Genomic DNA, 23,952 nt, shown 5'->3' on the forward strand with positions numbered 1-23,952 from the left:
TATTATTCATTTTTACAGATTACTAATAAATCTGTAGAATATTGCATATCTTTTTTAAAGAGAATATCTTTAAAGGAATATTCTGATAAAAAATAGTTTTTAGCAGTACTTGGTACAGAGTTTTTCTGATTGTTGGATTTTGATTTTTTTATAAAATCGAATAATTTTTTTTGAAGTTTTAAAAGGAAAACTCTTAAGAAATAAGGATAAAAAAACAGAGTTGACGGCAACGTGATTGTTCTTTGTTTTTTTGTTCGTTTAATCTCCTCCAAAACCAAGTCCGACTCAGAACCTATTTTTAAAATTTCTACTTTTTTAAAATGTTTTAAAAGCATTTTTTGCAAACTTTCAGGAGTGTATTCTTTGAGATGGAAGATATTCCAGGGCTGTTGTATATATCTAAAAAGTCTGTGCTTTTTATCCGGAGTTGAAATAATCAGAATGCCACCAGGATTCAACATCTTTTTTAAATGGGCAGTATATTCACGATCGTTGGGAACGTGCTCTATAACTTGAAAAGATGTTATAACATCAAATTTTTCATTTTCCAATTCAGAAATTGTCATAAAGCGTAAATTAGAAGCGCTATATTCTTTTTTTGCATACTCAATAGCTTCATCACTTATATCAGCGCCAATAATGCTTTCTGTGTTCTCTGATAGCATATGAGTACCATAACCTGAACCACATCCGTAGTCCAAAACCTTTTTGTTTTTTACAAAGTTTCTGGCATATTCATAAGTAGCAATATGCATCAAATGAAGATATAATTCAGATTTATTGTTGAAATTTTCATTTAAAATATGCCTTTCTCCAGTGTCTTTCATACTTATAATATTTTGATTTCTACTAAAATATACAATTTAAGACAACTCAAAAAGAGTGATCTCCGGTAATACACCCACTCTTCCAGGGTATCCTAAAACTCCGAATCCTCTGTTTACATAAAGAAACTTACCTTCACTTTCATAAATATCAGCCCATTTCGGATAACGATACTGAACAGGTGACCATTTTATGTTTTTTAAGTCCAATCCGAACTGCATACCATGAGTATGTCCTGATAAAGTCAGTTGGACGTTTCCGGGGTGTTGTTTTACGACGTAATCAAAATGAGTAGGGTCATGGCTCATTAATATTTTTGCTGCTGATTCAGGGACGCTTTCAAGTGCTTTGTCCAAATCTCCAAATTGTGGAAATGGTTTTAATCCCCAGTTATCAACTCCTAAAATATAGAGTTTTTCACCATTCTTTTCGATGACTCTATGTTCATTTCTCAACATATCGAACCCTGCTTGTTTTTCGTAATCGATAAGTGTGTCAAGATTCTTTTTCTTGGCATCCAAAGAAGACCATGTTACATAATCTCCGTAATCGTGATTTCCAAGTACTGCCAATTTACCATCTTTAGACTTGATTTTTGAAAACAAAGGAATGAAAGGCAGGAATTCTTCCGAAACATTATTTACCATATCTCCGGTAAACAAAACCAGATCTGGGTTCTGTTCATTGATCAGTTCGATGGCGTGTTCCAGTTTACTTGGGTCGGCAAAACTTCCACTATGGACATCTGAAATCTGTATAATTTTGTACCCTTTAAAGCTATTCGGAAGATTGGTGAGTTTTACTTTTACCTTTCTTACTTTATGGCGATATTTTCCAAAAGTAATTCCATCAATAAAAAGTGCGGATAGTACTCCGCCTAACCCCAGTCCCATTAAACTTAGAAACTTTCTTCTTTCAGGAAAAAAATTCTCCGCCGGATTTCTAAAACCTAAAATATAGGTTCCTGTTCTGAAAATATCATCGATCAATAAAAACAGGACAATGAAAATTTTTGGGAGAATGAAAATCAGAAAAAGAGACATCATCCATTGGATTCTAATAGAACTTCGATCTGATTTCTGAAAATGAGTGATCTCATAAGCGAAAATTCCATAAATAGCTAGTGATAACACGCAGTAGCCGATTTTTACCCAGGAATTGTCTGTTAATGTTCTTATTGCCTGGTAAATATATACTTCCAGGAATAGAAAAATAGCGGCAATAATTAAAAAATTTTTTTGCATAATCAGATTTAAAAAAAGCACAAAAGAAAAATTCCCTTTGTGCTTTTTAATATTTTTAAATTATTTATTCTTAAGGAAATTTATAAACGATCGCATTGATGTTCATTCCGGCACCTACCGAAGTCATAACAATGTTCCCTTTATCTTTAAACGATTGACCATCCATTTTTCCTTTAATTATTAAATTAAACATGGTAGGAATAGTTGCTACAGAAGAATTTCCAAATTCCTGAATCGTCATAGGAGATATAGAATGATCATAATCTTTAACGTCATAAAGCTTATGGAGTCTTTCTATCATTGCATAATCCATTTTTGCATTAGCCTGGTGGATAAGTATTTTATCAATGTCCTCAATAGAAAGTCCTGCGTCATCAATAGTCTCTTTAATTGCTGCAGGTACATTTTTTAAAGCGTATTCATAGATCTTTCTTCCCTGCATTCTTACAAAAAGACGTTTTTGGTCTGCGTCTTTATTGATAGATGGGCCATTTTCCAGGTAACATAATTCAGGACCATTATCACAGATCGTATTGTGTGCTATAATTCCTACATTCTCTTCATCTGTTGCTTTTACAACTACTGCACCAGCACCATCAGCAAAGATCATTCTGTTTCTATCATGCGGATCAGTAACACGGCTTAAAGTCTCAGCTCCAATAACAAGAATCGTTTTGGCAGATTGAGCTTTGATCAGATTATTAGCGAGGATCATTGCTTCAACCCATCCCGGACAACCAAAAATCATGTCATAAGTAATACACTTTCTATTTTGTATTCCCAATTTATTTTTTACTCTTGCAGCCATATTAGGCATGAAGTTTACATAGCCATCCACTGTAACTTCCCCGAAATTACTTGCGTAAATAATATAATCTAAATCTTCAGCATCTATTTTTGCATCCTCAATAGCAGCTTTAGCTGCTTCATATCCAATTTTTGAGTTGGACAGGTCCTCTTCAATAAACCTTCGGTTTTCTATTTCGGTAATTTCTACAAACTTTGCAATAACTTCTTCAGCAGGCTTTTCTATCTTCTCACCTTCATCTGTATAGAACTCAGAATTCATGAAAAAGTCTCTACCTATAATTCTATTAGGAATATAAGATCCAGAACCTATAATGATCGTATTCGGCATTCGCTTAAATGATTTTTTAAAAACGCAAAGTTAATAATTAATCTTAATAAGAAAGAATTAAAAATATTATTAAATTTGCAAAAATTGTACTTTACAGTCTATGAAAAATAATCCATCCTTAAAAGGCTTAGCTATTGCCGTTGTGGCGTTTATAATTGCCTTTGGGATTTATTTCCTTTTTTTAGCTAAGAAAAATTATTACTTAGTGGATAACCCAACTCCTAATACTTATTACTATAGAATTAATAATGGTTCTGAAGGTATTATTTCAGCAGGGCAGTCGGTACCCGTCGATTTAAATCAAGGAAAAAATTCTATTAAAGTTTTCGACCAAAACAAAAAAATACTTTACGATTCTGCTTTCCAGGTAAATAAGATTCGTGGGCTTTTAAACATCGCTCATCAGGATTATTATATTAACCGACAATATTATGGATACAATCTTAAAAAAGATTCATTACTTTTGGAGCTTAATAAAACCGTAATAGACGGAAAAGAATATTTGGGCGGAGCTAAACATTTCAATAAGCTTTTTACAGATGACTTTTATTATAATGTAGATGAGGATTATGATAAATTAATCAAGAATATTGATAAAGTGGAATCCCGTTCAAAAATCTTCAGAAAACAAGATTACCTTAATTACTATAAAGAATATTACAAGTTTTGACAAAAGATATCAACCAAGTAACCCCCTACAATTCTGAGGCTACAAAAAAAAGCCAGGTAGAGGATATGTTCGACAATATTGCACCCAAATATGACCTTTTAAATCGTGTTTTATCAATGAAAATTGATATCATATGGAGAAATAAATTGGTAAAATGGATGAAAAGTGATAACCCCCAAGAAGTGCTGGATGTGGCTACAGGAACGGGAGATCTGGCAATCACAATTGAAAAAGGAACCAGTGCAAAAGTAATTGGTTTAGATTTATCGCAACAAATGTTAAATGTTGGCGTTATTAAAATAAAAAAACTTAATTTAGACGGCAAAATTTCCATGCAGAAAGGGGATGCAGAAAATTTACCTTTCGAGGACAATAGATTTGATTCTGTTTCCGTTGCATTTGGAGTAAGGAATTTTGAAAATCTTACAAAAGGTTTATCAGAGTTGAGAAGAGTAGTTAAAGATAACAAGAGTGTTTTTATACTTGAGTTTTCAAAGGTTGAGGGGTTTTTGGGACCATTTTATATGTTTTATTTTAAAAATATATTACCTGCAATAGGCAAGTTGGTTTCTAAAGATAATAGGGCATATACATACCTTCCGGATTCTGTAAATGCTTTTCCTTTCGGGGAAAAGATGAGACAAATTCTTTTAGATACAGGATTTAAAAAAGTTGAATATAAAAAACTAAGTTTAGGTATAGCCACAATTTATAAAGCAACAAAGTAACCTATGAATAAATTTTTATTAAAAGTACTGGTTTTAGCCTCAGTAAATATTGCAATCTTTGCAGATGCGCAATTTAGAACTCGAAACAGAATGGATAAGTTGGAAGAGTTTGATCAACAAATCTTTAGTTGGGGTTTTTATCTGAATGGTAATTTACTAGACTACCGTATAGTACTTAACCCAAGATACGGTATGAATGGGAATCATAATCTTGTTTCATCTAAAAGTAGCACAAGCTTCGGAGCCGGACTGATCGGAAAATGGAGATTGAATGACTATTTGGATCTAAGAGTTGAACCAGGCTTACAATTTGCTCAAAGGGAACTAACTTTTAATACACAATCGAATGATCAGTATGCAGCTGGTACATTAACAAATCCTCCTTTTACTCCGATTCTTTTACACGAAAAGGATAGAGTAAGAGAAGTGAAATCAACTTTAGTGGATATTCCGGTAATGTTGGAACTTCATGGGCAGAGATGGTATAATTCAAGACCATATGTTGCTGCAGGGGTAAACTATATCGTTAACCTGCAGTCCAATTCTGATTCTACTGATGACAATTTGCAACAGGTCTTCAGATCCACAACGCATAACTTTGCATGGTCTGCGGAAATGGGAATTCAGTTTTATTTCAATAAATTTAAGCTGACTCCAGCGATCAGAGGAACATTCATTATGAATAACGAAATAGTTTCGGATAATGCGAATACGCCTCCTTATTGGTCTGCTGCAGTATCTACTTTACAAACCAGAGCAATCATGTTTGTACTGAAATTTGAATAGAAAATTTACTCTAAATAGATATAGGAGATGCAAAAGCATCTCCTTTTTTGTGCATGATATCAAAATATAGAGACATTTATTTTTGTTAATGTCATTATTTTTATATTTTTGCTAACAGTTAGAATATATAAAACCTGAAATGCTTCAAGATTTAGAAAATAATTTTTCAGAGCTGGAAAAAAAGATTTTGAATTTACATAAAAACTATCAGAATCTCAGTGAGAAATTTACGGAATTGAATACAGAGCATGATGAATTGAAGAAGAGATATGATGAGGAAAGAAAGAAAAGTCAGGTATTAGCAGAAGAACAAAAAAAGATAAAACTTTATTCAGCAATATCAGGAAATCCTGAACACAATAGATTAATGAAAAACCATATCAACCGATTGGTAAAAGAAATTGACTTTTGTATTGCTCAGCTTCAAAACAGTGGATTATAATGGAGGTAAGAAGAATAACCATAAACATTGCGGGAAGAGTATATCCGCTGAACGTACCAGCCGCGGAGGAAGAAACTTTGCGTAAAGTAGGGAAGCAGATTGAAAGTATGATTAAAGATTTTGAACAAAACTTCGATGTTAGAGATAAACAGGATGCTTTGGCAATGTGTGCCCTGAAATTGGGAACTAATGCAGAGGTTGTATCTCTTAACTACGAAAAGAATATAAATTCAACCAACGAAAGATTAGCGAAAATTAATCTGACGCTGAATGAAATTGGGAAATAGATTTTTTTTCCTGAAACAACTGCCTACAATAATTCTAACACATTAAAGGTAAACTCAACGCTAAACAATTACCGAACAAATGTCCATCGAATGGCGTGCCGGTTCTCCGGATTACAGACAGTGGAAATCAGTTCAAATCGTGTTGATTAGGAGTTTACTCTATATCACTGGATTATTGTAGGCTTTTTTATTTTAAATATTAAAGACAATTAAAACTCAATATATATGACAACAGCCATTATAGTCGGCGTTATTTGCTTGGTGATTGGTGCAGTAATAGGGATTCTTTTCTCTAAAAGCTCACTCAATGCTAAGGGAAAATTTATTATAGATGATGCAAAGAAAAATGCTGAAAACCTTATAGAAAAAGCTAACGTACAAGCCGAATCCATAAAAAAAGAAAAGAACCTTCAAGCTAAAGAAAAATTCCTTGAATTGAAATCTCAACATGATGCTGATATTCAGGTTCGTGAAAAGAAGATCCAAGAGGTTGAAAAGAGAACAAAAGATAAAGAAAATAAGCTGAATGATGAGCTTAGTAAGACTGGAAAGCTTGAAAAGGATCTGGATAAACAGATTGCAGATTATGCTAAGAAAATTGAGATCTTAGATAAGAAACAACAAGAGTTAGATTCTGTAACTTCTAAAAAAGTTGAGATTCTTGAAAAGATATCAAATTATACTGCTGAGGAAGCTAAAGCTGAATTGGTAGAATCAATGAAAGCAGAAGCTAAGACCAGAGCTCAGGCGCATGTTCAGAGTATCATGGAAGAGGCTCAGTTAAATGCTAAAGGAGAGGCGAGAAAGATCGTTATTCAGACGATCCAGAGAATTGGAACAGAACAGGCCATTGAAAACTCTGTATCTGTATTCAATATTGAATCTGACGAAGTAAAAGGCAGAATTATCGGTAGAGAGGGTAGAAATATCCGTGCATTGGAAGCGGTAACAGGAGTGGAAATTATTGTAGATGATACCCCGGAAGCTATTCTACTTTCATGTTTCGATCCTGTAAGAAGAGAGATCGCAAGATTATCTCTTCACAGATTAGTTACGGACGGAAGAATTCACCCTGCGAGAATTGAAGAAGTTGTAGAAAAGACAAGAAAACAGATTGAAGAGGAAATTATTGAAGTTGGAAAAAGAACAATTATAGACCTAGGAATTCATGGATTACACCCTGAATTGATTAAAATCGTAGGTAGAATGAAATACCGTTCTTCTTATGGACAGAACCTATTACAGCACTCCAGAGAAGTAGCAAACATAGCTGCAACAATGGCCGCTGAATTAGGATTAAATGTAAAATTAGCTAAGAGAGCAGGTCTTTTACACGATATTGGTAAAGTTCCTGAACAGGAATCTGAACTTCCACATGCTTTATTAGGAATGCAGTGGGCTGAGAAATACGGTGAAAACCCAGAAGTAATCAATGCGATTGGAGCTCACCACGACGAAGTTGAAATGACCTCTTTATTATCACCGATTATTCAGGTCGCCGATGCTATCTCAGGAGCAAGACCAGGAGCGAGACGTCAGGTATTGGAATCTTATATTCAAAGACTGAAAGATCTTGAATCTGCAGCATTAAGTTTTGAAGGTGTATCCAGTGCTTATGCTATTCAGGCAGGGAGAGAGCTAAGAGTAATGGTTGAAAGTGGAAAAGTAAATGATGAGATCGCTTCTCAGTTATCTTATGACATTTCTGAAAAGATCCAGAACGAATTAACATATCCTGGACAAGTAAAAGTAACAGTAATCAGAGAGACGAGAGCTGTGAATATTGCCAGATAATAATTTAATAAAGATATTCTATAAAAACCTTTCAAGAAATTGAAAGGTTTTTTATTTTTATCAAAATTTAAAAATGCAAGAACTATCCATGTCTTCAAAACTGAAGTACATTTTCTCTATTCCAGTAATTATTTCTGCCTTAGGCTATTTTGTAGATATTTATGACCTCCTTTTATTTGGTATTGTAAGAATTCCCAGTTTAAAAGCTTTGGGTCTAAATCCCGATGTTGATGGTACCTTTATTCTAAATTGTCAGATGATAGGTTTGCTGATTGGTGGTGTTTTCTGGGGTATTTTTGGAGATAAAAAAGGAAGACTTTCCGTATTATTCGGTTCTATTCTTGTTTATTCTTTAGCAAATATAGCCTGCGGGTTCTTGCCATACTTTCCAAAAGAACATTTGGTATATCAATATGCAGGATTAAGATTCATTGCAGGTATTGGACTGGCTGGAGAGCTGGGAGCTGGAATTACACTGGTTTCTGAGAGCCTTCCTAAAAGCCTGAGAGCAATTGGAACATCTGTTGTTGCTGGCTTCGGATTAATGGGAGCTGTAGTTGCACAACTAACTGTGGAGCTGGCAGGAAGCTGGAATATTTCTTATATCATTGGTGGTGTTTTAGGTATTATGCTCTTATTTTTAAGGATAAGTGTCTCCGAATCTGGTATTTATAAAAACATTGAACATAAAACGACCGTTTCAAAGGGAAACTTTCTTTCTTTTTTACCAATAAAGATCGTTTTATACGTTATATTAAGTGTATTGCTGTTGGCCTTCCAACATGGTATTGCATTGGTATTCTTGCTGTTTTAGCCAATCAGTTTGCACCTGAGATGGGGATAAAAGAAATAAACCCAGGAAAAGCAATTATGTGGGGTTATGTTGGGATCTCAATAGGCGATCTGATGAGTGGATTTATTTCACACCTCTTGAAATCAAGAAAAATGGCCATTTTTTATATGCTTGCTTTCACTTTAGTTGGGGTGGTAATAATGCTTTTTGGAAATACAAATACGGAAACCAAGTATTACATTTTCTGTGTATGGCTGGGATTGGGAACAGGATATTGGGCTATGTTTGTAACCCTGGCTGCAGAACAGTTCGGAACCAATATCCGAAATACAGCGACCACTACGGTTCCTAATATGGTAAGAGGATTGGTACCTGTAATGATCTTAGCATTTGATCTCCTTAAACATAATTTCACAGTGATCATAAGTGCTGCCATTGTAGGACTGGTCGTTTTTGGGCTTGCATTTTATTCTGCGATCACTATTTCCGAAACACATAATAAAGACCTTGAATTTACCGAATAATATGAGGTGTTTAATATTTTATTGCATTGATTTTTATATAGTTAATTTAATAACTATTAGAATATAAATTAATTATGAATTTTTTCATAAAACTATGCCTTGAATATTAATTATTTGTTTAAATTTGAAATCACTAAACTATATTGTTCAATCTCAAAATCAAATCACATGTCAAACAACATTTTTAAAAACGCTAAGAAATTAAACAAAGGAGAGCTTAAAAACATCGTAGGTGGTATAGGTAATCCAGATCTTTCTTTATGTGGATGCAGTTGCTCAGGATCTGTAACCGGTCCAAAATACTGCATTCAGTATATTGCTTGTCCACAAGTATATACTTGTGATCAATCAGCGATCTAAGAACTATTTCAATAAGAAATAAACATTTCCACATTTAATATGCAAAAGCCCTTTGGTTATCCAAAGAGCTTTTGTTCTTTTTAATGAATAATATATAATAAGCTTCCAATACTTATTGTAATCCATAACAGTATAGCTACAGCTAGTGGTTTTAAACCTATTGTTTTTAATGTCTGTAGTGAAAGGGTAGAGCCAATTAGGAATAGTGTTAAATTTAGTCCGGATTTTGAAATGGATGTTATTATCGAGCTGAAGTTTTCAAAAAATGGAATGTAAGTATTTAATAATATTGCCAGAATAAAGTACGCGATAAACCATGGAATCTTAATTTTTGATTCTTTATTTTTAAAAATAAACATAGTGATTATAGAAACAGGAATAATCCACAAGGCACGAGCCAGTTTTACAGTTGTTGCTATTTTTAATGCCTCATTTCCGAATTTACTGGCTGCTCCTACTACAGAACTGGTATCATGAATGCCTATTGCGCACCACAATCCAAATTGTTCCTGAGATAGGTGTAAAGCGTTTCCAATAGCAGGATAAACAAATAAAGCGATTGAATTTAAAGTGAAAACGATGGCCAATGCTAAGGAGATTTGCTTAGTACTAGGCTTAATAATAGGAGAGGTAGCTGCTATAGCACTTCCCCCACAAATTGCAGTTCCCACTGAAAGTAAATAGGTTAATTGCTTTTCAAGTTTAAAGACTCTTCCTAAAAAGTATCCTAAAATCATTACCGTTGAAATACTGATAACAGTTAATATCAATCCTGTTTTTCCAGCTTGTAATGCTTCATTAAGTTTCAATCCGAAGCCTAAACCTACAATTGATATCTGAAGCAGCAAATGGATGTATTGATGAAGATACTTTTCAAACGGATTGCCTAAAAATACCGCCAGTATAAACCCTAATGCTAAAGCAATTGGTGATGAAACCCATGGAATGAGGGTAGCAATTGCTAATCCAATAAAAATTATTTTTTTTGTGCTCTCATTTTGAATGAAACCGATCGTGTTGTAAAGTTTTGAATTCATGCTTCAAAATTCTACAATTTATAATTACAAAGTAAATCGTATTTTGTTATATTGGATAACTTTTAGTTATAACTGATGAATTTTAAAAAGAGTTTTATGAGTTCAGATTGATCTCCTTTTGGAAGGATGTAATGAAAATTTCTTTCGATACTGAAATTTTTAATATCAATGATGCTTAACGTATTGTTTTTCAATTCATTCAAAACAGTACTGATGGATAAAAAAGCCATGCAGTCTGAATGTAATAAATAGTTTTTAATACTTTCACTATTTCCTAATTGCATGATTACATTAAGATTTTCAATATCAATTCCTTTTTCCTTTATGCGGTTTTGAATAAACTCCTGTGTTCCTGAACCCTGTTCCCGGAAAATTAAATCTATAGTATATAGATTCTTTAGATTCAAAGTTTTGTTTACCAGTGGATGATTGGCTTTTGCCACAAGTACAATCTCATCTGCTTTAAAGATTTCATAATTAAAATAAGCAGATTGAGATTCCCCTTCTATGATACCCAGATCTATTTTGCCGTCTTTTAAAAGTGTTGATATAACTTCTGTATTATAAATTAACAGTTCAATTTTTATATCCCGATAATAAGAATGAAATTTGGCGAGGACCTCAGGAAGAATATATTGGGCAACTGTTGTGCTCGCCCCGATTATTAATTTTCCTTTATGTTCTGAGTTCAGTTGATGAATTTCAAACTCGAGATCTCTGTAAATATTCCGAATTTTTTCTGCATATTCATAAAGTACGATTCCACTGCGCGTTAGTTGAATAGAAGTACCTTTTCTGTCAAATAATTTAGTATTAAGTTGATTTTCTATTTCTTTAATATGTTTTGTGACTGCTGGTTGTGAGATATTCAACTCCTCAGACGCTCTTGTAAAGCTCAGCCTTGAAGCAACTGTATAGAAAACCTTGAGTCTGTAATCAAACATTGTAAAGTGCAAATTTAGAATACACAAACTTACTTAAATTGATCATAAGAATTTTAATTAAAGATCAGAAAAGCTTTTGTCCTGATCACTCTCATATCTGCTATTCTTAGATTGTCCAATTCTTTGTTTGAGGTAGATACTATTTCGCCCGGATAATAAATAAGAAACGATACATGAAATTGCGATATAGATTCCGGACTCAGCTCCAAACAATTCTATACCCATAAGCATACAGGCTAAAGGAGTATTCGTGGCGCCAGCAAAGACGGCTACAAACCCCATTCCCGCTAAAAGACCTACAGGAAGCGGTATAAATAATGATAAAGCACTTCCCAGAGTAGCGCCAATAAAGAATAAAGGTGTTACTTCACCACCTTTAAACCCGGCGGCTAGAGTGATGATGGTAAAAATCATTTTTAAAGCAAAATCATAAACCGGAAGTTGAGTATTAAATGATTCAACTATGGTAGGAATTCCTAAACCGATATATTTTGTGGTTCCAATTGCAAATAGGGCAATAGCAACAATACTGCCACCTACGATAGGACGAAATGGAGGATATTTAATGTTTGATTTAAAAATAGTTCCGATCCAATGAATCATTTTACTAAACGTTGCAGCACAAATTCCAAAAGCGATTCCCGCCAGAATACTATAGAGAATAGGCGAAAGTTCAAGTTTGGGAATAAGGTCAATATGATAGTGCGTATGTTTAGCCTGCCAGAGATTTGTGACCCAGTCTGCAAAAATAGCAGAAGTAAAAGCCGGAAAGATGGCATTATAGCGTATTCTTCCTATTAAAAAAACTTCCAAACCAAATAATGCTCCGGCTAAAGGAGTTCCAAAAACAGAACCGAAACCAGCAGCAATGGCAGAAATAATTAAGATCCTTCTTTCAGTTTTATCTAATCTAAAAGGTTTGCTGAGCTGATCTGCGATTGCCCCGGCCATTTGTATTGCCGTTCCTTCCCGACCAGCTGAACCTCCGAAAAAATGAGTGACTATTGTTCCAAGGTATACAAAAGGAGCCATTTTGAAAGGAATGGTTTCTTTGGGATCATGAATAGTGTCAATCAGTAAATTATTACCTGCTTCAACATTCTGTCCAAAGTAATGATATAGTAAGCCTATTAAAAATCCTGCAACAGGCAGAAAAGCAATGATCCAAATATGATTTTCCCGAAAATCTGTAGCCCATTCCAACGACTTTAGAAAACCTGCAGATGCACTTCCCGCAGCAGCTCCGATAATAATACTGATGCAAAGCCATTTTAATATATAAGGAATTGCAGGAAATTTCCTAAAGAAAAACCTTGAGTGAAATCGTACTTTTCTGTTTACTGTTCGTGAATTTTTAGACATAATAATCCTGATTAATTACGGTTGATAATCTATTAATCAGGCGTCATCAGCTTTTGTAAAGCGGTTGGGTAAGGAAGAACACCATTTCCTTTTCGGTTACAAAGATAGAAATTAATATTAATTTTTGTAGTGCATCGCCTTATTAATCTCAATCGGATTATTGTATTTTTTTATGACCTCCTGCATACTTTTGGTCTGCGTGTTGAGCTCATCTACGGTGTGTATTTCTTTTCCATTGATGTTGATATTCAGATTAGTATTGGTTTTACTGAAATTCGTTCTTTCAAATGCAAAAGGGTCATTGTAAAACTCCAACATTAGTTTCTGTTTTTGCTTCTCATTAATAGGGATCGCTTTGTTTCCGAAATTGGATTCCAGAAAATCTTCGGTTGAGAATATTCCGGTAAGTTTCTCGCTCTTTACAAGGTGATAGATAAAATTTTTATTTGAATCTGATAATTCAAAAATTAAGCCCGGCAATCCACGAAATTTGAAAGGTCCCTCATTAAACGGAATATCTTTGCAAAACCATGCGATCCAGTTTCTTCCTCCAAAGTTTGTGGTCGCTTTCTGTAAAGTATAATTCTCAACCTTTTTGATTTCATCAGATATATTCCAGTTAATCTTGTCGGTAGTTTTAAATGAGTAGTAGCCAGCTTTTATATTAATGAAGTTTTCATTATCAAAAGAATTAGTTTTTCTCTTGACAACCTGTCCGGACATATCAGTATGACTGGAATTCATTCCAAATTTTTTATTTAAGGAATCTGTAGTCATCAGGTTTTGCCCATAAAATTTAACTTCTTTGGGGGTAATATCCAGAATCATATTTAGCTTTTCATAGCCCGTTTCCGTAGAATCCATTTTATACTGGAGTTCATAAATAAAGCGATGAGTCTGAGACTGCAAGAAAACGATAACAAGTACCGCAAATAATGTTAGAATATTTTTCATGATAGGGGCAGGATGTTTTATTATATATAATTATTACATATCGTTTTTCATGTATCTTATTATCACATTCTCAACTTCGTTCATATGAATCGCATACCTCGGAGCTTGAATTTTGTCACAAAAAAGGTTTCATCTCATCTTCAATCTGAGTTCTAAGATCCATTAATCGTTTAGCATACTGCTCTTGTTGCTTTTCAGTTTCAGTTTCAGGAATCCATTTTCTGACAGGCAATTTTTTACCATTTTCATCAACAGCAACAAAAACAATAATACAATGTGTTTTTTTATCAAAAGTTGGCTGTTTAAGATTTCTTGAAAATACATTAATAGAAATATGCATACTCGAAGAACCCGTATAAATTACCTGGGCCTCTACTTTTACAATTTCTCCGATCTTAATAGGTTCATAAAAACGAATTCCACCCACATAAACAGTTACCGAATAATTTCCACTCCATGTTGTAGCACAAGCATAGCCTGCCTGATCGATCCATTTCATCACGCTTCCTCCGTGAACATTTCCTCCATAATTAACATCTGACGGTTCCGAGATAAATTGAAACGTAATAGGCTTGTTCTCCATTTTTATAAAATTTGAATAAAGATATTTAATAATTTTCAAAGTCCTGGATTAAATCATAATTTTGAAGAATCAAAGCTTACAAGAAGCTTTTTAAGACAATTAAAAATCATAGTAAAAGATGAAAAAAGTATTCCATCTAAATACCTGCGATACCTGCAGAAAAATATTAGCACAGTTTGATCTCTCAGGTTGGGAGCTTAGAGAAATTAAAAAAGAACCAATTACGGAAGTAGAATTGGCTGAGATGTATAAAAAGACAAAATCTTATGAAGCGTTGTTCAGCAAAAAATCTACTCAAATAAAATTAAGGGAATTAGATGTAAAATCTTTAAAGGAAAATGACTTCAAAAATTTATTATTGGACCATTACACATTTTTAAAACGTCCAGTTTTTATTACTGATACAGAAATTTTTGTAGGGAATGATAAGACCAATGTTGATAATCTTAAAGAGTTTTTTAAGGTTAACTGATTGAAATCATTTGACTTATAAAATTAAAATTGTATTCACGAATTTTAATAAAAACTTAAAATTACAGTTGATTTCAAATTTAATTTCTGATTTTAAATATTTTAGACTATAAATAAATATAAACTAAATAATATCCAGTAAGATCTACTGGATATTTGCTTTTCTATAGAAATTTAATCAAAATTTCGAATTTTATTTTTTTTGTATGTTCGCAATGATGAAAAAATAATTCCCTTCTTAATTCTTTTAAGGCTATAAAGTCTGTATTAAGTATTTTTTTTCATCAATAATTATAAAAACACAAATAAAAATAAAGTTATGATGGAAAAAGAATTTAATCCTGTAATTAAAGCTGTACAAAGCTTAAGAAAGCTTAGTGTAGATATTAGATTGAGTAATCTGGAAATAAAGGACAGTAATGATGAAGCAACAAAGCAGATTTCTGAAGCCGGAAAATTAATAGTTGCCAGTAATGATAGTATTGTCATTAATTTATGGATCAATGAAAAAGCGAAATTGTTAGAAAACACTTCTATACTGCTGGGTATCCTTCAAAGTCTCGAAGATAAATTTAAAAATAAAGATTGCTCGAATCTGTTGGAAATCTGGCAGACTCATGATCATTATAGGGAAATTGTAATCAATACTTTAGAAGAATTACAAAAGATTGGGAATGTAATTTTTATCAAAGAAAATCTTCAAAAATGGGAAGATATATGGCAGATTATTTCAGCTAACGTTGGGCGTATTTTGTCAATAGCAGAGACTTATAAGCTGAAGCTTGCGATGATGGAAGCTTTAAAACCTGAAGAAATTGATATGTTGACGAATGATATTCTCAAGCATATTCCTTGGAATTATTCTGATGATGAGGCTTACAAATATGAGAAAGAATACTTAGAAGCTTATAATGAACTGAAAGAATCTCAATCGAAGAAAAAGAGTTTATGGGATAAAGTACTTGATGTTTTAGCAGGTGGAGTAGAAGAAACTCCAGCGCACAGGGTACAGATGAGAAGATGGATGGAAGGTGCTCCCGCATAATTAATTCTTTGAACTTTCGAAATAAACGATTTTGTTTTATAAGTCTTTATTTCAGTTATTTAGCATTAATATTTTTGTAGTGAATATAAATGGTATAGGTGAAAACTCTATATTTGTTAATACCAAAAAAAATATTATCATGATTACAAATGTTCAAAAAATCAAAAGCTTAAGCAGAGCAGACTTGAGGCAAATTAATGGTGGTGTAAGACCTCCGGTCCCAAATTGTGACTTCTTATGTGGCGGTGGAGGCGGAGTGGTCTCTAACACACCTGGAGTTGGGGATGTATGTACTCCAGATAGAAGACTCTGCTGTATATGTAGATAATTTAGAAAGAGATTGTATTGTTTACAGTCTCTTTTCTTTTTAATTCTAGCTAATAGAAAAGTAAACCTTTTTAGCAAAATTTGTTCACTGATCTGCGTACATTGGAAGAAGCCTGTATTACTTTGTAATGTTGAGCAGGGATATAATGATCCAACATTAAAAATAAAACACCGTAGAAACAATTCTACGGTGTTTTTATTTAAAATATTATTTTAATTATACAAAAGGAGCTTTCACCACTTTTGCAGGAATATTCTTGTTTCTAACCTGAATAAAGATCTCGGAACCTAATTTAAAGTGTGGTTTAGCAACATAAGCTAATCCCAACCCAATTTTTTTCATTGGAGATTGTGTTCCGGATGTTACTTTTCCAATAACATTTCCTTCGGCATCTACCACAGGGTAATCATGTCTTGGTACCCCTTTGTCCTGAAGTTCAAAGGCTACTAATTTTCTGGTAACCCCTTCCTCTTTTTGTTTTGCAAAAGTATCTTTAGAAATAAAATCCTTATCAAACTTTGTGATCCATCCTAAGCCAGCTTCAATAGGAGAAGTAGTATCATCGATATCATTTCCATACAGACAGAATCCTTTTTCCAGTCTTAAAGTATCTCTGGCAGCTAATCCACAAGGGATGATTCCTTCTGCTTCTCCAGCTTTGATTATTGCATCCCAAAGTGTTACAGCATTTTCATTTTTGAAATAAATTTCAAATCCTCCGCTTCCAGTGTAACCTGTATTCGAAATAATAACGTCATTTATTCCTGCTATAGATCCTACAGTGAAATTGTAATAAGGAATCTCAGATAGGTTTACATCAGTTAACTTTTGAAGAATTGCTGTAGCATTAGGACCTTGGATTGCTAAAAGAGACATATCATCAGAAGCATTGGTCATTTTAGCACCAAAAGTGTTGTATTTTGAAATATGATTCCAGTCTTTATCTATGTTTGAAGCGTTTACAACCACGAAATATTTTTCATCGTCCATTTGATAAACGATAAGATCATCTACAATTCCACCATCTTCATTAGGAAGACAAGAATATTGAGCTTTTCCTTTTTCCAAAGCATCTACATTGTTTGTCGTAACGAATTGTAAAAGCTCTTTAGAACCAGGTCCTTCAATAAAAAATTGTCCCATGTGAGAAACATCGAATATTCCCGCTTTTTCTCTTACTGCAAAATGTTCTTCCGTAACTCCGGAATATTGTACAGGCATTTCGAAGCCTGCGAAAGGTACTATTTTCGCTCCTAAAGAAACGTGTTTGTCGTACAAGGCTGTTTTCTTCATATTTATTTCTATTACTTTATTTTAAAACTATTGAAAGTCTCGTTGAAAAGGTTCATATAATTACCGTTCCAATATTTTTGTCCACAATTTATGGATATAAGAAACAGGTTTTTGTCCTTTTGAAAAACTTTGGTGATCCAGAACAGTTTATCATGTTCATCAAAATACTCATAAAGGTATTCAGTATATCCTTTCTTACCTTTGCTGGCTTTTATTTTACTTTCTTCGTCCTTGGATTTATAAAGAGCAAGGATGAATTTTTTTGTTTCTTCCTTTGGAATATTAAGATCGTGATATTCTGAAATAGTGATGGCTCCGATCTCATTGGTTGGAAAAACATTTACAATGCCCTCGTCATTGGTTGATTTCCATCCTTCGGGAACATTAATTGAATAGTTGGCACTTTCATAAGTGTTTGCTTTCTGAGCAAATGAAAGGCATCCAAGCATACATGTAATTACTACTATCAGGTTCTTTTTCATCTAAAAATGATGTTTATATTCTTCCAGAATGATCTTAAACCATTCTGTGAAATTTGTTGGATTTTCGAGGATCTCCTTGTCCAGGTCATTCATGGAAATATACCTTACCTCGTCAACTTCTTCTTTATTTAAATTAAAATCAGCACCATAATTTCCTACAAATACATGATCTAATTCATGCTCCCATAGCCCACCACCAACATCAGCTTTATAAATAAAGTTGAATTTTTCTGAAAGCTCAGTTTCTATTCCTAATTCTTCTTTTACTCTACGTTTTGCACCTTCCAAATAGCTTTCACCATTTCTTGGATGTGAGCATACGGCATTGGTCCATTGGTTAGGAGAATGATATTTTTTAGAAGCTCTTTTTTGCAAAAGCATCTCTCCTTTATCATTAAATAAAAATACTGAAAAAGCACGGTGTAGCAAGCCGTTAACGTGAGCCTGCTGTTTTTCCATCAAACCTAAAACATCGTCGTCGTGATTTACTAAGACTACCAATTCTTCCATTCCTACAAATGTAAGTTTAATAAATGTATTTTGGAAATTTTTGGTAAAACATCATATAAGAGTGAACTACAAAGAGAAATAGTGAAATTTAAGAACTCATTGAACGTACTGCTACTTTTCCTCTTTTCTTAATGCAGATGAAGAGAGTCCAAAATGCTTTTTTAAAGTTTTATTTAAATGGCTCCCATCTGTAAAACCTAAACTCCAAGCAATCTCCTGCAAAGGATTTTGGGTGTATTTTATCCTGTTAACTGCTATCTGCAGCCTTGTTTTCTGAATATATTCCTTTAGTGATTCATCAGATTTCCTTCGAAAATACTCACTGAAATATTTATTGGAAATATTAAATTTTTCAGAAAGATAGGCAATGGATAATTGATCTTCATTGATGATATTTTGATTGATATGTTGAATGATCTCTGAAAATTTATGATCACCTTTTTCTTTTTCGCTGATTAATTTTGAACTTATTATTGTTAGTATGGATGAAAGTGAATTGGCTACCAGTGTTTCTGAATATTCTGAAGCCTGATCCTTTTCATTAGCAATTATTTCAAACAATCTTTTTACCTGATCTCTTTCTTTGATATTGTTAAAAGGAAGTCCCAGACTGAAGTTATAAAATCCGATAATATAGTTTAGTTTGCTATACCACAGGGAATAATTGATCTTCGTGTTTTTAAGATTTTTAAAATAATGTTCTGTAAACCGAATAAATAAAAACTTTGTGGGTTCAATAATCTCATATGCGTGACACTCTGAATAGGGTAGAAGAAAAAAATCATTCGGCTTGTAATCCTGGGTTTTATATTCAATACTTTGTATTCCTTTTCCATCAAGTATAAATACCAATTCAAAGAAACTATTTTTACGAAAACGATCTTTCCATTCTGATAATTCTATTATTTCTATTTCAATAAGCTCTCGTATATGGTCCATCTCAACATTGATTAGATCGTACAAAAGTAAATCTTTTATTTGTACTCAATGTTCTCTTTTTTATACCCTTTCAAAGGCAGGAATCTCTATAATTTTGTAAAAAAAAGATGGATTATAAAAGTATTGCAAAGCAAACGGTAGGGCATTTATATCAGGCTCATTCAAGTATTAGAAATTCTGAAATTGATAATCAGCTTATTGCATTGGCTGAACTAAGAATATCTCAATTAAATGGATGTGCTTATTGTTGTAGTTTTCATTCTGCTGAATTGAGAGAAATGGGAATTGAACAATCTTTAATTGATAAAATACCAGGATATAAACATTCCATATCATTCAATGATAAACAACTCTTAGTCTTAAGATGGGCAGATGCCGTAACGGGTTTAACAGAAGACATTGATCCCTTACTAAGAGAATTAAAGTCAAAATTTTCTGAGAAAGAAATTGTAGAACTTACCTCCAGTATTTCTTTGATGAACGCTTTGAACCGTTTAAGAATTAGTTTAGGAGAAAAATTCTAGATGATATTAATTGTTTGCATAATTCCCGGAAATAACTTTAAAATTGAGGTTATTTCCGGGAATTGAATTGAGCCATAACAGAAAAATTTCAATCAAAATTATGAAATCAGTAGTAATATTGTTTATTTTATTCATTGAATAGCGATTATAATGGTTTAAATTCAATATAAATCAAGTTTAACAATAGTCTTCACCGTAAAAATTGTAACTTTGTAATTCAAATTTTTATGATGGAGCTAGAATATATCGAACACATAAGTCCAATACTTAAGGACGGAGTAAAAAACTATTTAATAGATATTGATGGAACAATTACAGACGATGTTCCTAACGAAGAACCTGAAAGAATGGTTACTTGTGAGCCTTATCCAGATGCTTTGGAAACGGTAAACAAGTGGTATGATGAAGGACATCAGATCTGTTTCTTTACTTCACGTACTGAAAATTTAAAACAAATTACAATAGATTGGCTGGATAAACACGGATTTAAATATCATAGTGTTTTATGTGGAAAGCCGAGAGGTGGCAATTATCACTGGATCGATAACCACTTGGTGCGAGCTACAAGGTATAAAGGGAAGTTTACAGATTTGGTAGAAAAGCAAGTGACCATTGAAGTTTTCAAAGAAGATTAAAAAATATAATTCAAAGATTTAAAGATTAAACGAAAAAGTAATACACTTGATTTTTTAATTTTTAAATCTTTTCACTTTAAATATAAACTGTATTTATGAAAGTTTTAGCAAATGACGGTCTGGATCAATCTGGAATTGATGCATTAACTAAAAAGGGGTTTGAAGTAATCACAGCGAAAGTTCCACAGGAGTTTTTGGTAGATTATATTAATGAACATAAGATCCGCACTTTACTGGTTCGTAGTGCAACTCAGGTAAGGAAAGATATTATCGATAACTGCCCATCTATTGAAATTATTGGTAGAGGAGGTGTTGGTATGGATAATATTGATGTAGATTATGCAAGAGAGAAAGGGATTCATGTGATTAATACGCCTTCTGCTTCATCAGAATCAGTTGCTGAATTAGTATTTGCACATTTGTTTTCTGGAGCAAGATTTTTACAGGATTCCAACAGAAAAATGCCTTTAGTAGGTGATACCGAATTTGCAGGCCTTAAGAAAGCATATGCTGAGGGAATTGAACTAAGAGGAAAAACGATTGGAATCGTTGGTATGGGACGAATCGGACAGGAAGTTGCAAGAATTGCTTTAGGTCTTGGGATGAGGGTAATTGCGGCTGATAATAACGTGGGACGCGCCAGTATTAAAGTAAAATTCTATAATAACCAGTTCATCAATGTAGATATTGAAACTGAACCTTTGCAAGAGGTTTTAAAGCACTCAGATTTTATTACATTACACGTTCCTGCTCAAAAAGAAGGGTATATGATAGGAAAGAATGAGTTTGAAATCATGAAAGATGGAGTAGCGATTGTTAATTGTTCCAGAGGTGGAGTAATTGATGAAGCAGCTTTAATCGAAGCATTGAATTCAGGAAAAGTGAAATTTGCCGGATTAGACGTTTTCATTAATGAACCGACGCCTTCTAAAGAAATCCTTAACCATTCAAAAATCTCTTTAACTCCACACACGGGAGCATCAACATTAGAAGCTCAGGATAGAATTGGTCTTTCCTTAGCAGAACAAATTTCAAGTATACTACAGATTCACTAATTTATTTAGGAATTATTAAAATAAAAAGAAACACCTCAATTGAGGTGTTTTTCTATTATATGTTATTTTTATTTTTTAGCAAATCTCTGATTTCCATTAATAATTTTTGATCATCAGTGGGTCCCGCAGGAGCAGGTTCTTCCTTTGGTTTTGATATTTTGTTAATTCCTTTAATCATCATAAATAAAACCAAGGCAATACATAAAAAGTTAATGACTGCAGCTAAAAAGTTACCATAAGTAACACCATTCCAGGCCAATGTTTTGATATTGTCAGCACCTGCAGCTTTCATAGCTGGATTAAGTAAAAGAGGTGTAATTACATCTTCTACAAATGATGAAACAATTTTTCCAAAAGCTGCACCAATAATCACCCCTACTGCAAGATCAATGACATTGCCTTTGACTGCAAATTCTTTAAATTCTTTTACAAATCCCATAATTTATTTTTTTAAAGTTGTGTATAACACAAATATAAATAAAATTGTTATTTTTTTCGCTTTTGTGGGATATTTATTTATATTCTTTTTAAATAAAATGAATGTAGGATAATGGCCTTTACATTATTAAAAAATATTATAAATTAGTCGCATACTAATATGAAATGAAAATATTTACGAAGGAGCAAATAAGGGAGTGTGACCAATTTACAATACTGAATGATCACATTTCATCTATAAAATTAATGGAGCGTGCCGCCCAATCATGTGCACACTGGATATCAGAACACTGTAAAAGTCATAAAAAGTTTGTGATCTTCTGTGGAAACGGAAATAATGGTGGAGATGGGTTTGCTATAGCAAGATTACTGCATACTGAAGGCTTTGATGTAGATGTGTTTGTGAGCAATCCAAAATCAAAATTTTCTGATGATGCCCAGGTTAATTTTGAAAGATTAGAAGGGGTGTCAGGAATTTCAGTTAAGAAATTTGACGAAGTTGATCAATACAGTTTCGATCATGAAACTCTTATCATTGATGCTCTTTTTGGAACCGGTTTATCTAGAGTTCTCGACAGTGAATTTAAAGATCTTATTGATTATTTAAATACAATTAATACCGTTAAAATCTCTATTGATGTCCCTTCCGGATTATTTGCTGATGGAATTTGTGATGATAACTCTTCTGTTTTTAAGGCGGATTACACATTGAGCTTTCAATTCTGGAAGAAGAGTTTTCTACATCCCGAAAGTGGAAAGTTTACAGGAAAAGTTGAAGTTTTAAATATTGACTTAAATAAAGATTATATCACGACTGCAGAAACTTCTGATTTTGTCATTGATGATGACCTAATCAAAGGGGTCTTTAAACCTAGGCTTGAGTTCTCTCATAAAGGGACCTACGGAAAAGTAACTATTGTTGCCGGAAGTTATGGAAAAATGGGAGCCGCAGTACTTTCAACAACAGCTGCTTTGAAAACAGGTGCTGGACTTACTTTTAGTCTTGCTCCGGACTGTGGATACAATATTTTGCAGACTTCATGCCCCGAAGCAATGTTTATAAAAGGAGGGGATCAATATATTGATAATTTTGAGATTGATGAAAATTCATTTTGTGGTATAGGTCCTGGTATAGGTACAGGTGAAGAAACTCAAAAAAGTTTTTTACAATTTCTAAAAGAACATTCTAAGCCGTTGGTTTTAGACGCAGATGCCTTGAATATTATTTCAGAAAATAAAAAGAACTTAAAGCTTATTCCGCAAAATACAATTATCACACCTCATCCGAAAGAATTTGAAAGACTATTTGGAGCTACTGAAAATTCTTTTGAAAGGTTGGAATTGGCTCGCAAGAAAGCGAATGAATTTCACATTTATATTGTTTTGAAAGATCATCACGCCCAAATAATTACTCCGGAAGGAAATGTATATTACAATATTACCGGAAATGCAGGTTTAGCTAAGGGCGGAAGTGGTGATGTTCTGACAGGAGTGCTAACGTCCTTATTGGCACAAGGATATTCTGAGGAAGAAGCTGCTATTTTTGGGGTATGGTTACATGGAAAGGCTGCCGATTATGCGGCTGAAAAATATTCTAAAGAATCAATGCTTCCAACTGACCTTATCAATGAATTTGGTAATGTGTTTGAGAGGATTAATAAGAAAATTGCTCGTAAATTATAGGTTATAGTATTCTATTGATTTGAGTTGATCTACAAAAAAAGCCACAATTTAATTGTGGCTTTATATATTATTGGAAAA

Annotated in this window: 28 protein-coding genes and 1 riboswitch; of the genes, 15 read left to right on the plus strand and 13 right to left on the minus strand. The window is 33.1% G+C overall.

Annotated elements, in window-relative coordinates; all coding sequences use genetic code 11:
* Positions 1-2: 2 nt before the first annotated feature.
* From NG806_RS22800 to NG806_RS22810, 3 genes are all read right to left on the minus strand, one after another.
* Positions 3-827 carry a class I SAM-dependent methyltransferase gene (locus NG806_RS22800; RefSeq protein WP_261511444.1) on the minus strand — a complete coding sequence of 275 codons (825 nt, stop codon included), beginning with the start codon at positions 825-827 and terminating at the stop codon, positions 3-5.
* Between the two features lie 36 nt (positions 828-863).
* Entirely contained in the window at positions 864-2,069 is a 1,206-nt protein-coding gene (locus NG806_RS22805; protein ID WP_261511445.1) for a metallophosphoesterase, read from the minus strand.
* Between the two features lie 70 nt (positions 2,070-2,139).
* Positions 2,140-3,207, minus strand: coding sequence for a 3-oxoacyl-ACP synthase III family protein (locus NG806_RS22810; RefSeq protein WP_214833691.1), 1,068 nt, complete (start codon positions 3,205-3,207; stop codon positions 2,140-2,142).
* A gap of 100 nt (positions 3,208-3,307) precedes the next feature.
* On the opposite strand from NG806_RS22810, the gene NG806_RS22815 reads away from it, so the two are divergent.
* The 9 genes from NG806_RS22815 (at position 3,308) to NG806_RS22855 (ending at position 9,591) form a co-directional block, all read left to right on the plus strand.
* The gene (locus tag NG806_RS22815) at positions 3,308-3,877 is read left to right on the plus strand and encodes a hypothetical protein (protein ID WP_261511446.1); all 570 of its coding nucleotides are present in this window, start codon (positions 3,308-3,310) and stop codon (positions 3,875-3,877) included.
* On the plus strand, positions 3,874-4,605 hold the full coding sequence (gene ubiE, locus NG806_RS22820; protein ID WP_089029696.1) for a bifunctional demethylmenaquinone methyltransferase/2-methoxy-6-polyprenyl-1,4-benzoquinol methylase UbiE: 732 nt from the start codon (positions 3,874-3,876) through the stop codon (positions 4,603-4,605). The genes NG806_RS22815 and ubiE overlap by 4 nt, the downstream gene beginning before the upstream one ends.
* 3 nt (positions 4,606-4,608) lie before the next feature.
* Positions 4,609-5,391, plus strand: coding sequence for a type IX secretion/gliding motility protein PorT/SprT (porT, locus tag NG806_RS22825; protein WP_214833685.1), 783 nt, complete (start codon positions 4,609-4,611; stop codon positions 5,389-5,391).
* Between the two features lie 139 nt (positions 5,392-5,530).
* Positions 5,531-5,833: a V-type ATPase subunit a family protein gene (locus NG806_RS22830; protein WP_214833682.1), complete on the plus strand. Its 303-nt coding sequence runs from the start codon at positions 5,531-5,533 to the stop codon at positions 5,831-5,833.
* Positions 5,833-6,120 (plus strand): cell division protein ZapA, encoded by a 288-nt coding sequence (locus tag NG806_RS22835; RefSeq protein ID WP_089029699.1) that lies wholly within the window; start codon positions 5,833-5,835, stop codon positions 6,118-6,120. The genes NG806_RS22830 and NG806_RS22835 overlap by 1 nt, the downstream gene beginning before the upstream one ends.
* Before the next feature lie 225 nt (positions 6,121-6,345).
* The gene (gene rny, locus NG806_RS22840; protein ID WP_214833679.1) at positions 6,346-7,914 is read left to right on the plus strand and encodes a ribonuclease Y; all 1,569 of its coding nucleotides are present in this window, start codon (positions 6,346-6,348) and stop codon (positions 7,912-7,914) included.
* 73 nt (positions 7,915-7,987) lie between these two features.
* On the plus strand, positions 7,988-8,728 hold the full coding sequence (locus NG806_RS22845; protein ID WP_261511447.1) for an MFS transporter: 741 nt from the start codon (positions 7,988-7,990) through the stop codon (positions 8,726-8,728).
* A 20-nt stretch (positions 8,729-8,748) separates the two neighbouring features.
* Entirely contained in the window at positions 8,749-9,231 is a 483-nt protein-coding gene (locus tag NG806_RS22850) for an MFS transporter (protein WP_261511448.1), read from the plus strand.
* 168 nt (positions 9,232-9,399) lie between these two features.
* The gene (locus NG806_RS22855) at positions 9,400-9,591 is read left to right on the plus strand and encodes a hypothetical protein (protein WP_214833674.1); all 192 of its coding nucleotides are present in this window, start codon (positions 9,400-9,402) and stop codon (positions 9,589-9,591) included.
* 80 nt (positions 9,592-9,671) lie between these two features.
* On the opposite strand, the gene NG806_RS22860 is transcribed toward NG806_RS22855, so the two are convergent.
* From NG806_RS22860 to NG806_RS22880, 5 genes are all read right to left on the minus strand, one after another.
* A complete protein-coding gene (locus NG806_RS22860; RefSeq protein WP_261511449.1) occupies positions 9,672-10,628 on the minus strand; it encodes a YeiH family protein in 957 nt (318 codons plus the stop codon).
* Positions 10,629-10,690: 62 nt separating this feature from the next.
* Positions 10,691-11,572 carry a LysR family transcriptional regulator gene (locus NG806_RS22865; protein WP_261511450.1) on the minus strand — a complete coding sequence of 294 codons (882 nt, stop codon included), beginning with the start codon at positions 11,570-11,572 and terminating at the stop codon, positions 10,691-10,693.
* 57 nt (positions 11,573-11,629) lie between these two features.
* Positions 11,630-12,934 carry a voltage-gated chloride channel family protein gene (locus tag NG806_RS22870; protein WP_261511451.1) on the minus strand — a complete coding sequence of 435 codons (1,305 nt, stop codon included), beginning with the start codon at positions 12,932-12,934 and terminating at the stop codon, positions 11,630-11,632.
* Between the two features lie 30 nt (positions 12,935-12,964).
* A riboswitch (Fluoride riboswitch) is annotated at positions 12,965-13,032 on the minus strand.
* A gap of 19 nt (positions 13,033-13,051) precedes the next feature.
* Entirely contained in the window at positions 13,052-13,888 is an 837-nt protein-coding gene (locus NG806_RS22875; protein WP_261511452.1) for a GLPGLI family protein, read from the minus strand.
* A 115-nt stretch (positions 13,889-14,003) separates the two neighbouring features.
* Entirely contained in the window at positions 14,004-14,471 is a 468-nt protein-coding gene (locus NG806_RS22880) for an acyl-CoA thioesterase (RefSeq protein WP_214833660.1), read from the minus strand.
* Positions 14,472-14,589: 118 nt separating this feature from the next.
* Between NG806_RS22880 and NG806_RS22885 the strand changes: the two genes are divergently transcribed.
* Together NG806_RS22885 and NG806_RS22890 are read left to right on the plus strand one after the other, a co-directional pair.
* Positions 14,590-14,943, plus strand: coding sequence for an arsenate reductase family protein (locus tag NG806_RS22885; protein WP_261511453.1), 354 nt, complete (start codon positions 14,590-14,592; stop codon positions 14,941-14,943).
* Between the two features lie 318 nt (positions 14,944-15,261).
* Positions 15,262-15,987 (plus strand): hypothetical protein, encoded by a 726-nt coding sequence (locus tag NG806_RS22890; RefSeq protein ID WP_261511454.1) that lies wholly within the window; start codon positions 15,262-15,264, stop codon positions 15,985-15,987.
* A gap of 544 nt (positions 15,988-16,531) precedes the next feature.
* On the opposite strand, the gene gcvT is transcribed toward NG806_RS22890, so the two are convergent.
* From gcvT to NG806_RS22910, 4 genes are all read right to left on the minus strand, one after another.
* The gene (gcvT, locus tag NG806_RS22895; RefSeq protein ID WP_261511455.1) at positions 16,532-17,608 is read right to left on the minus strand and encodes a glycine cleavage system aminomethyltransferase GcvT; all 1,077 of its coding nucleotides are present in this window, start codon (positions 17,606-17,608) and stop codon (positions 16,532-16,534) included.
* An 11-nt stretch (positions 17,609-17,619) separates the two neighbouring features.
* A complete protein-coding gene (locus tag NG806_RS22900) occupies positions 17,620-18,090 on the minus strand; it encodes a hypothetical protein (RefSeq protein ID WP_214833647.1) in 471 nt (156 codons plus the stop codon).
* Positions 18,091-18,600 (minus strand): isopentenyl-diphosphate Delta-isomerase, encoded by a 510-nt coding sequence (gene idi / locus NG806_RS22905; RefSeq protein WP_214833644.1) that lies wholly within the window; start codon positions 18,598-18,600, stop codon positions 18,091-18,093.
* Between the two features lie 111 nt (positions 18,601-18,711).
* A complete protein-coding gene (locus NG806_RS22910; RefSeq protein WP_214833641.1) occupies positions 18,712-19,539 on the minus strand; it encodes an AraC family transcriptional regulator in 828 nt (275 codons plus the stop codon).
* 107 nt (positions 19,540-19,646) lie between these two features.
* Here NG806_RS22910 and NG806_RS22915 point away from each other — a divergent pair, with 107 nt between their 5' ends.
* The 3 genes from NG806_RS22915 (at position 19,647) to NG806_RS22925 (ending at position 21,753) form a co-directional block, all read left to right on the plus strand.
* A complete protein-coding gene (locus NG806_RS22915) occupies positions 19,647-20,063 on the plus strand; it encodes a carboxymuconolactone decarboxylase family protein (RefSeq protein ID WP_261511456.1) in 417 nt (138 codons plus the stop codon).
* Between the two features lie 230 nt (positions 20,064-20,293).
* Entirely contained in the window at positions 20,294-20,698 is a 405-nt protein-coding gene (locus tag NG806_RS22920; RefSeq protein ID WP_214834026.1) for an LNS2 domain-containing protein, read from the plus strand.
* Positions 20,699-20,793: 95 nt separating this feature from the next.
* Entirely contained in the window at positions 20,794-21,753 is a 960-nt protein-coding gene (locus NG806_RS22925) for a D-2-hydroxyacid dehydrogenase (protein WP_261511457.1), read from the plus strand.
* A gap of 55 nt (positions 21,754-21,808) precedes the next feature.
* Here NG806_RS22925 and mscL read toward each other — a convergent pair whose 3' ends face one another.
* Positions 21,809-22,192 carry a large conductance mechanosensitive channel protein MscL gene (mscL, locus tag NG806_RS22930; protein WP_214833633.1) on the minus strand — a complete coding sequence of 128 codons (384 nt, stop codon included), beginning with the start codon at positions 22,190-22,192 and terminating at the stop codon, positions 21,809-21,811.
* A gap of 164 nt (positions 22,193-22,356) precedes the next feature.
* Between mscL and NG806_RS22935 the strand changes: the two genes are divergently transcribed.
* Positions 22,357-23,874 carry an NAD(P)H-hydrate dehydratase gene (locus tag NG806_RS22935; RefSeq protein ID WP_261511458.1) on the plus strand — a complete coding sequence of 506 codons (1,518 nt, stop codon included), beginning with the start codon at positions 22,357-22,359 and terminating at the stop codon, positions 23,872-23,874.
* Positions 23,875-23,952 lie beyond the last annotated feature (78 nt).

The organism is Chryseobacterium paludis (assembly GCF_025403485.1).
Taxonomy (GTDB): Bacteria; Bacteroidota; Bacteroidia; order Flavobacteriales; family Weeksellaceae; genus Chryseobacterium; species Chryseobacterium paludis.

Coding starts and splice junctions, on each gene's coding strand:
- NG806_RS22805 (WP_261511445.1), bottom strand. CDS start 2,069: ATGCAAAAAAATTTTTTAATTATTGCCGCTATTTTTCTATTCCTGGAA.
- NG806_RS22880 (WP_214833660.1), bottom strand. CDS start 14,471: ATGGAGAACAAGCCTATTACGTTTCAATTTATCTCGGAACCGTCAGAT.
- NG806_RS22920 (WP_214834026.1), top strand. CDS start 20,294: ATGGAGCTAGAATATATCGAACACATAAGTCCAATACTTAAGGACGGA.
- NG806_RS22835 (WP_089029699.1), top strand. CDS start 5,833: ATGGAGGTAAGAAGAATAACCATAAACATTGCGGGAAGAGTATATCCG.
- NG806_RS22830 (WP_214833682.1), top strand. CDS start 5,531: ATGCTTCAAGATTTAGAAAATAATTTTTCAGAGCTGGAAAAAAAGATT.
- NG806_RS22800 (WP_261511444.1), bottom strand. CDS start 827: ATGAAAGACACTGGAGAAAGGCATATTTTAAATGAAAATTTCAACAAT.
- NG806_RS22870 (WP_261511451.1), bottom strand. CDS start 12,934: ATGTCTAAAAATTCACGAACAGTAAACAGAAAAGTACGATTTCACTCA.
- NG806_RS22875 (WP_261511452.1), bottom strand. CDS start 13,888: ATGAAAAATATTCTAACATTATTTGCGGTACTTGTTATCGTTTTCTTG.
- NG806_RS22925 (WP_261511457.1), top strand. CDS start 20,794: ATGAAAGTTTTAGCAAATGACGGTCTGGATCAATCTGGAATTGATGCA.
- NG806_RS22915 (WP_261511456.1), top strand. CDS start 19,647: ATGGATTATAAAAGTATTGCAAAGCAAACGGTAGGGCATTTATATCAG.
- mscL (WP_214833633.1), bottom strand. CDS start 22,192: ATGGGATTTGTAAAAGAATTTAAAGAATTTGCAGTCAAAGGCAATGTC.
- porT (WP_214833685.1), top strand. CDS start 4,609: ATGAATAAATTTTTATTAAAAGTACTGGTTTTAGCCTCAGTAAATATT.
- NG806_RS22890 (WP_261511454.1), top strand. CDS start 15,262: ATGATGGAAAAAGAATTTAATCCTGTAATTAAAGCTGTACAAAGCTTA.
- idi (WP_214833644.1), bottom strand. CDS start 18,600: ATGGAAGAATTGGTAGTCTTAGTAAATCACGACGACGATGTTTTAGGT.
- NG806_RS22860 (WP_261511449.1), bottom strand. CDS start 10,628: ATGAATTCAAAACTTTACAACACGATCGGTTTCATTCAAAATGAGAGC.
- NG806_RS22855 (WP_214833674.1), top strand. CDS start 9,400: ATGTCAAACAACATTTTTAAAAACGCTAAGAAATTAAACAAAGGAGAG.
- NG806_RS22900 (WP_214833647.1), bottom strand. CDS start 18,090: ATGAAAAAGAACCTGATAGTAGTAATTACATGTATGCTTGGATGCCTT.
- NG806_RS22865 (WP_261511450.1), bottom strand. CDS start 11,572: ATGTTTGATTACAGACTCAAGGTTTTCTATACAGTTGCTTCAAGGCTG.
- rny (WP_214833679.1), top strand. CDS start 6,346: ATGACAACAGCCATTATAGTCGGCGTTATTTGCTTGGTGATTGGTGCA.
- NG806_RS22885 (WP_261511453.1), top strand. CDS start 14,590: ATGAAAAAAGTATTCCATCTAAATACCTGCGATACCTGCAGAAAAATA.
- NG806_RS22850 (WP_261511448.1), top strand. CDS start 8,749: ATGGGGATAAAAGAAATAAACCCAGGAAAAGCAATTATGTGGGGTTAT.
- NG806_RS22815 (WP_261511446.1), top strand. CDS start 3,308: ATGAAAAATAATCCATCCTTAAAAGGCTTAGCTATTGCCGTTGTGGCG.
- NG806_RS22935 (WP_261511458.1), top strand. CDS start 22,357: ATGAAAATATTTACGAAGGAGCAAATAAGGGAGTGTGACCAATTTACA.
- NG806_RS22910 (WP_214833641.1), bottom strand. CDS start 19,539: ATGGACCATATACGAGAGCTTATTGAAATAGAAATAATAGAATTATCA.
- gcvT (WP_261511455.1), bottom strand. CDS start 17,608: ATGAAGAAAACAGCCTTGTACGACAAACACGTTTCTTTAGGAGCGAAA.
- NG806_RS22845 (WP_261511447.1), top strand. CDS start 7,988: ATGCAAGAACTATCCATGTCTTCAAAACTGAAGTACATTTTCTCTATT.
- NG806_RS22810 (WP_214833691.1), bottom strand. CDS start 3,207: ATGCCGAATACGATCATTATAGGTTCTGGATCTTATATTCCTAATAGA.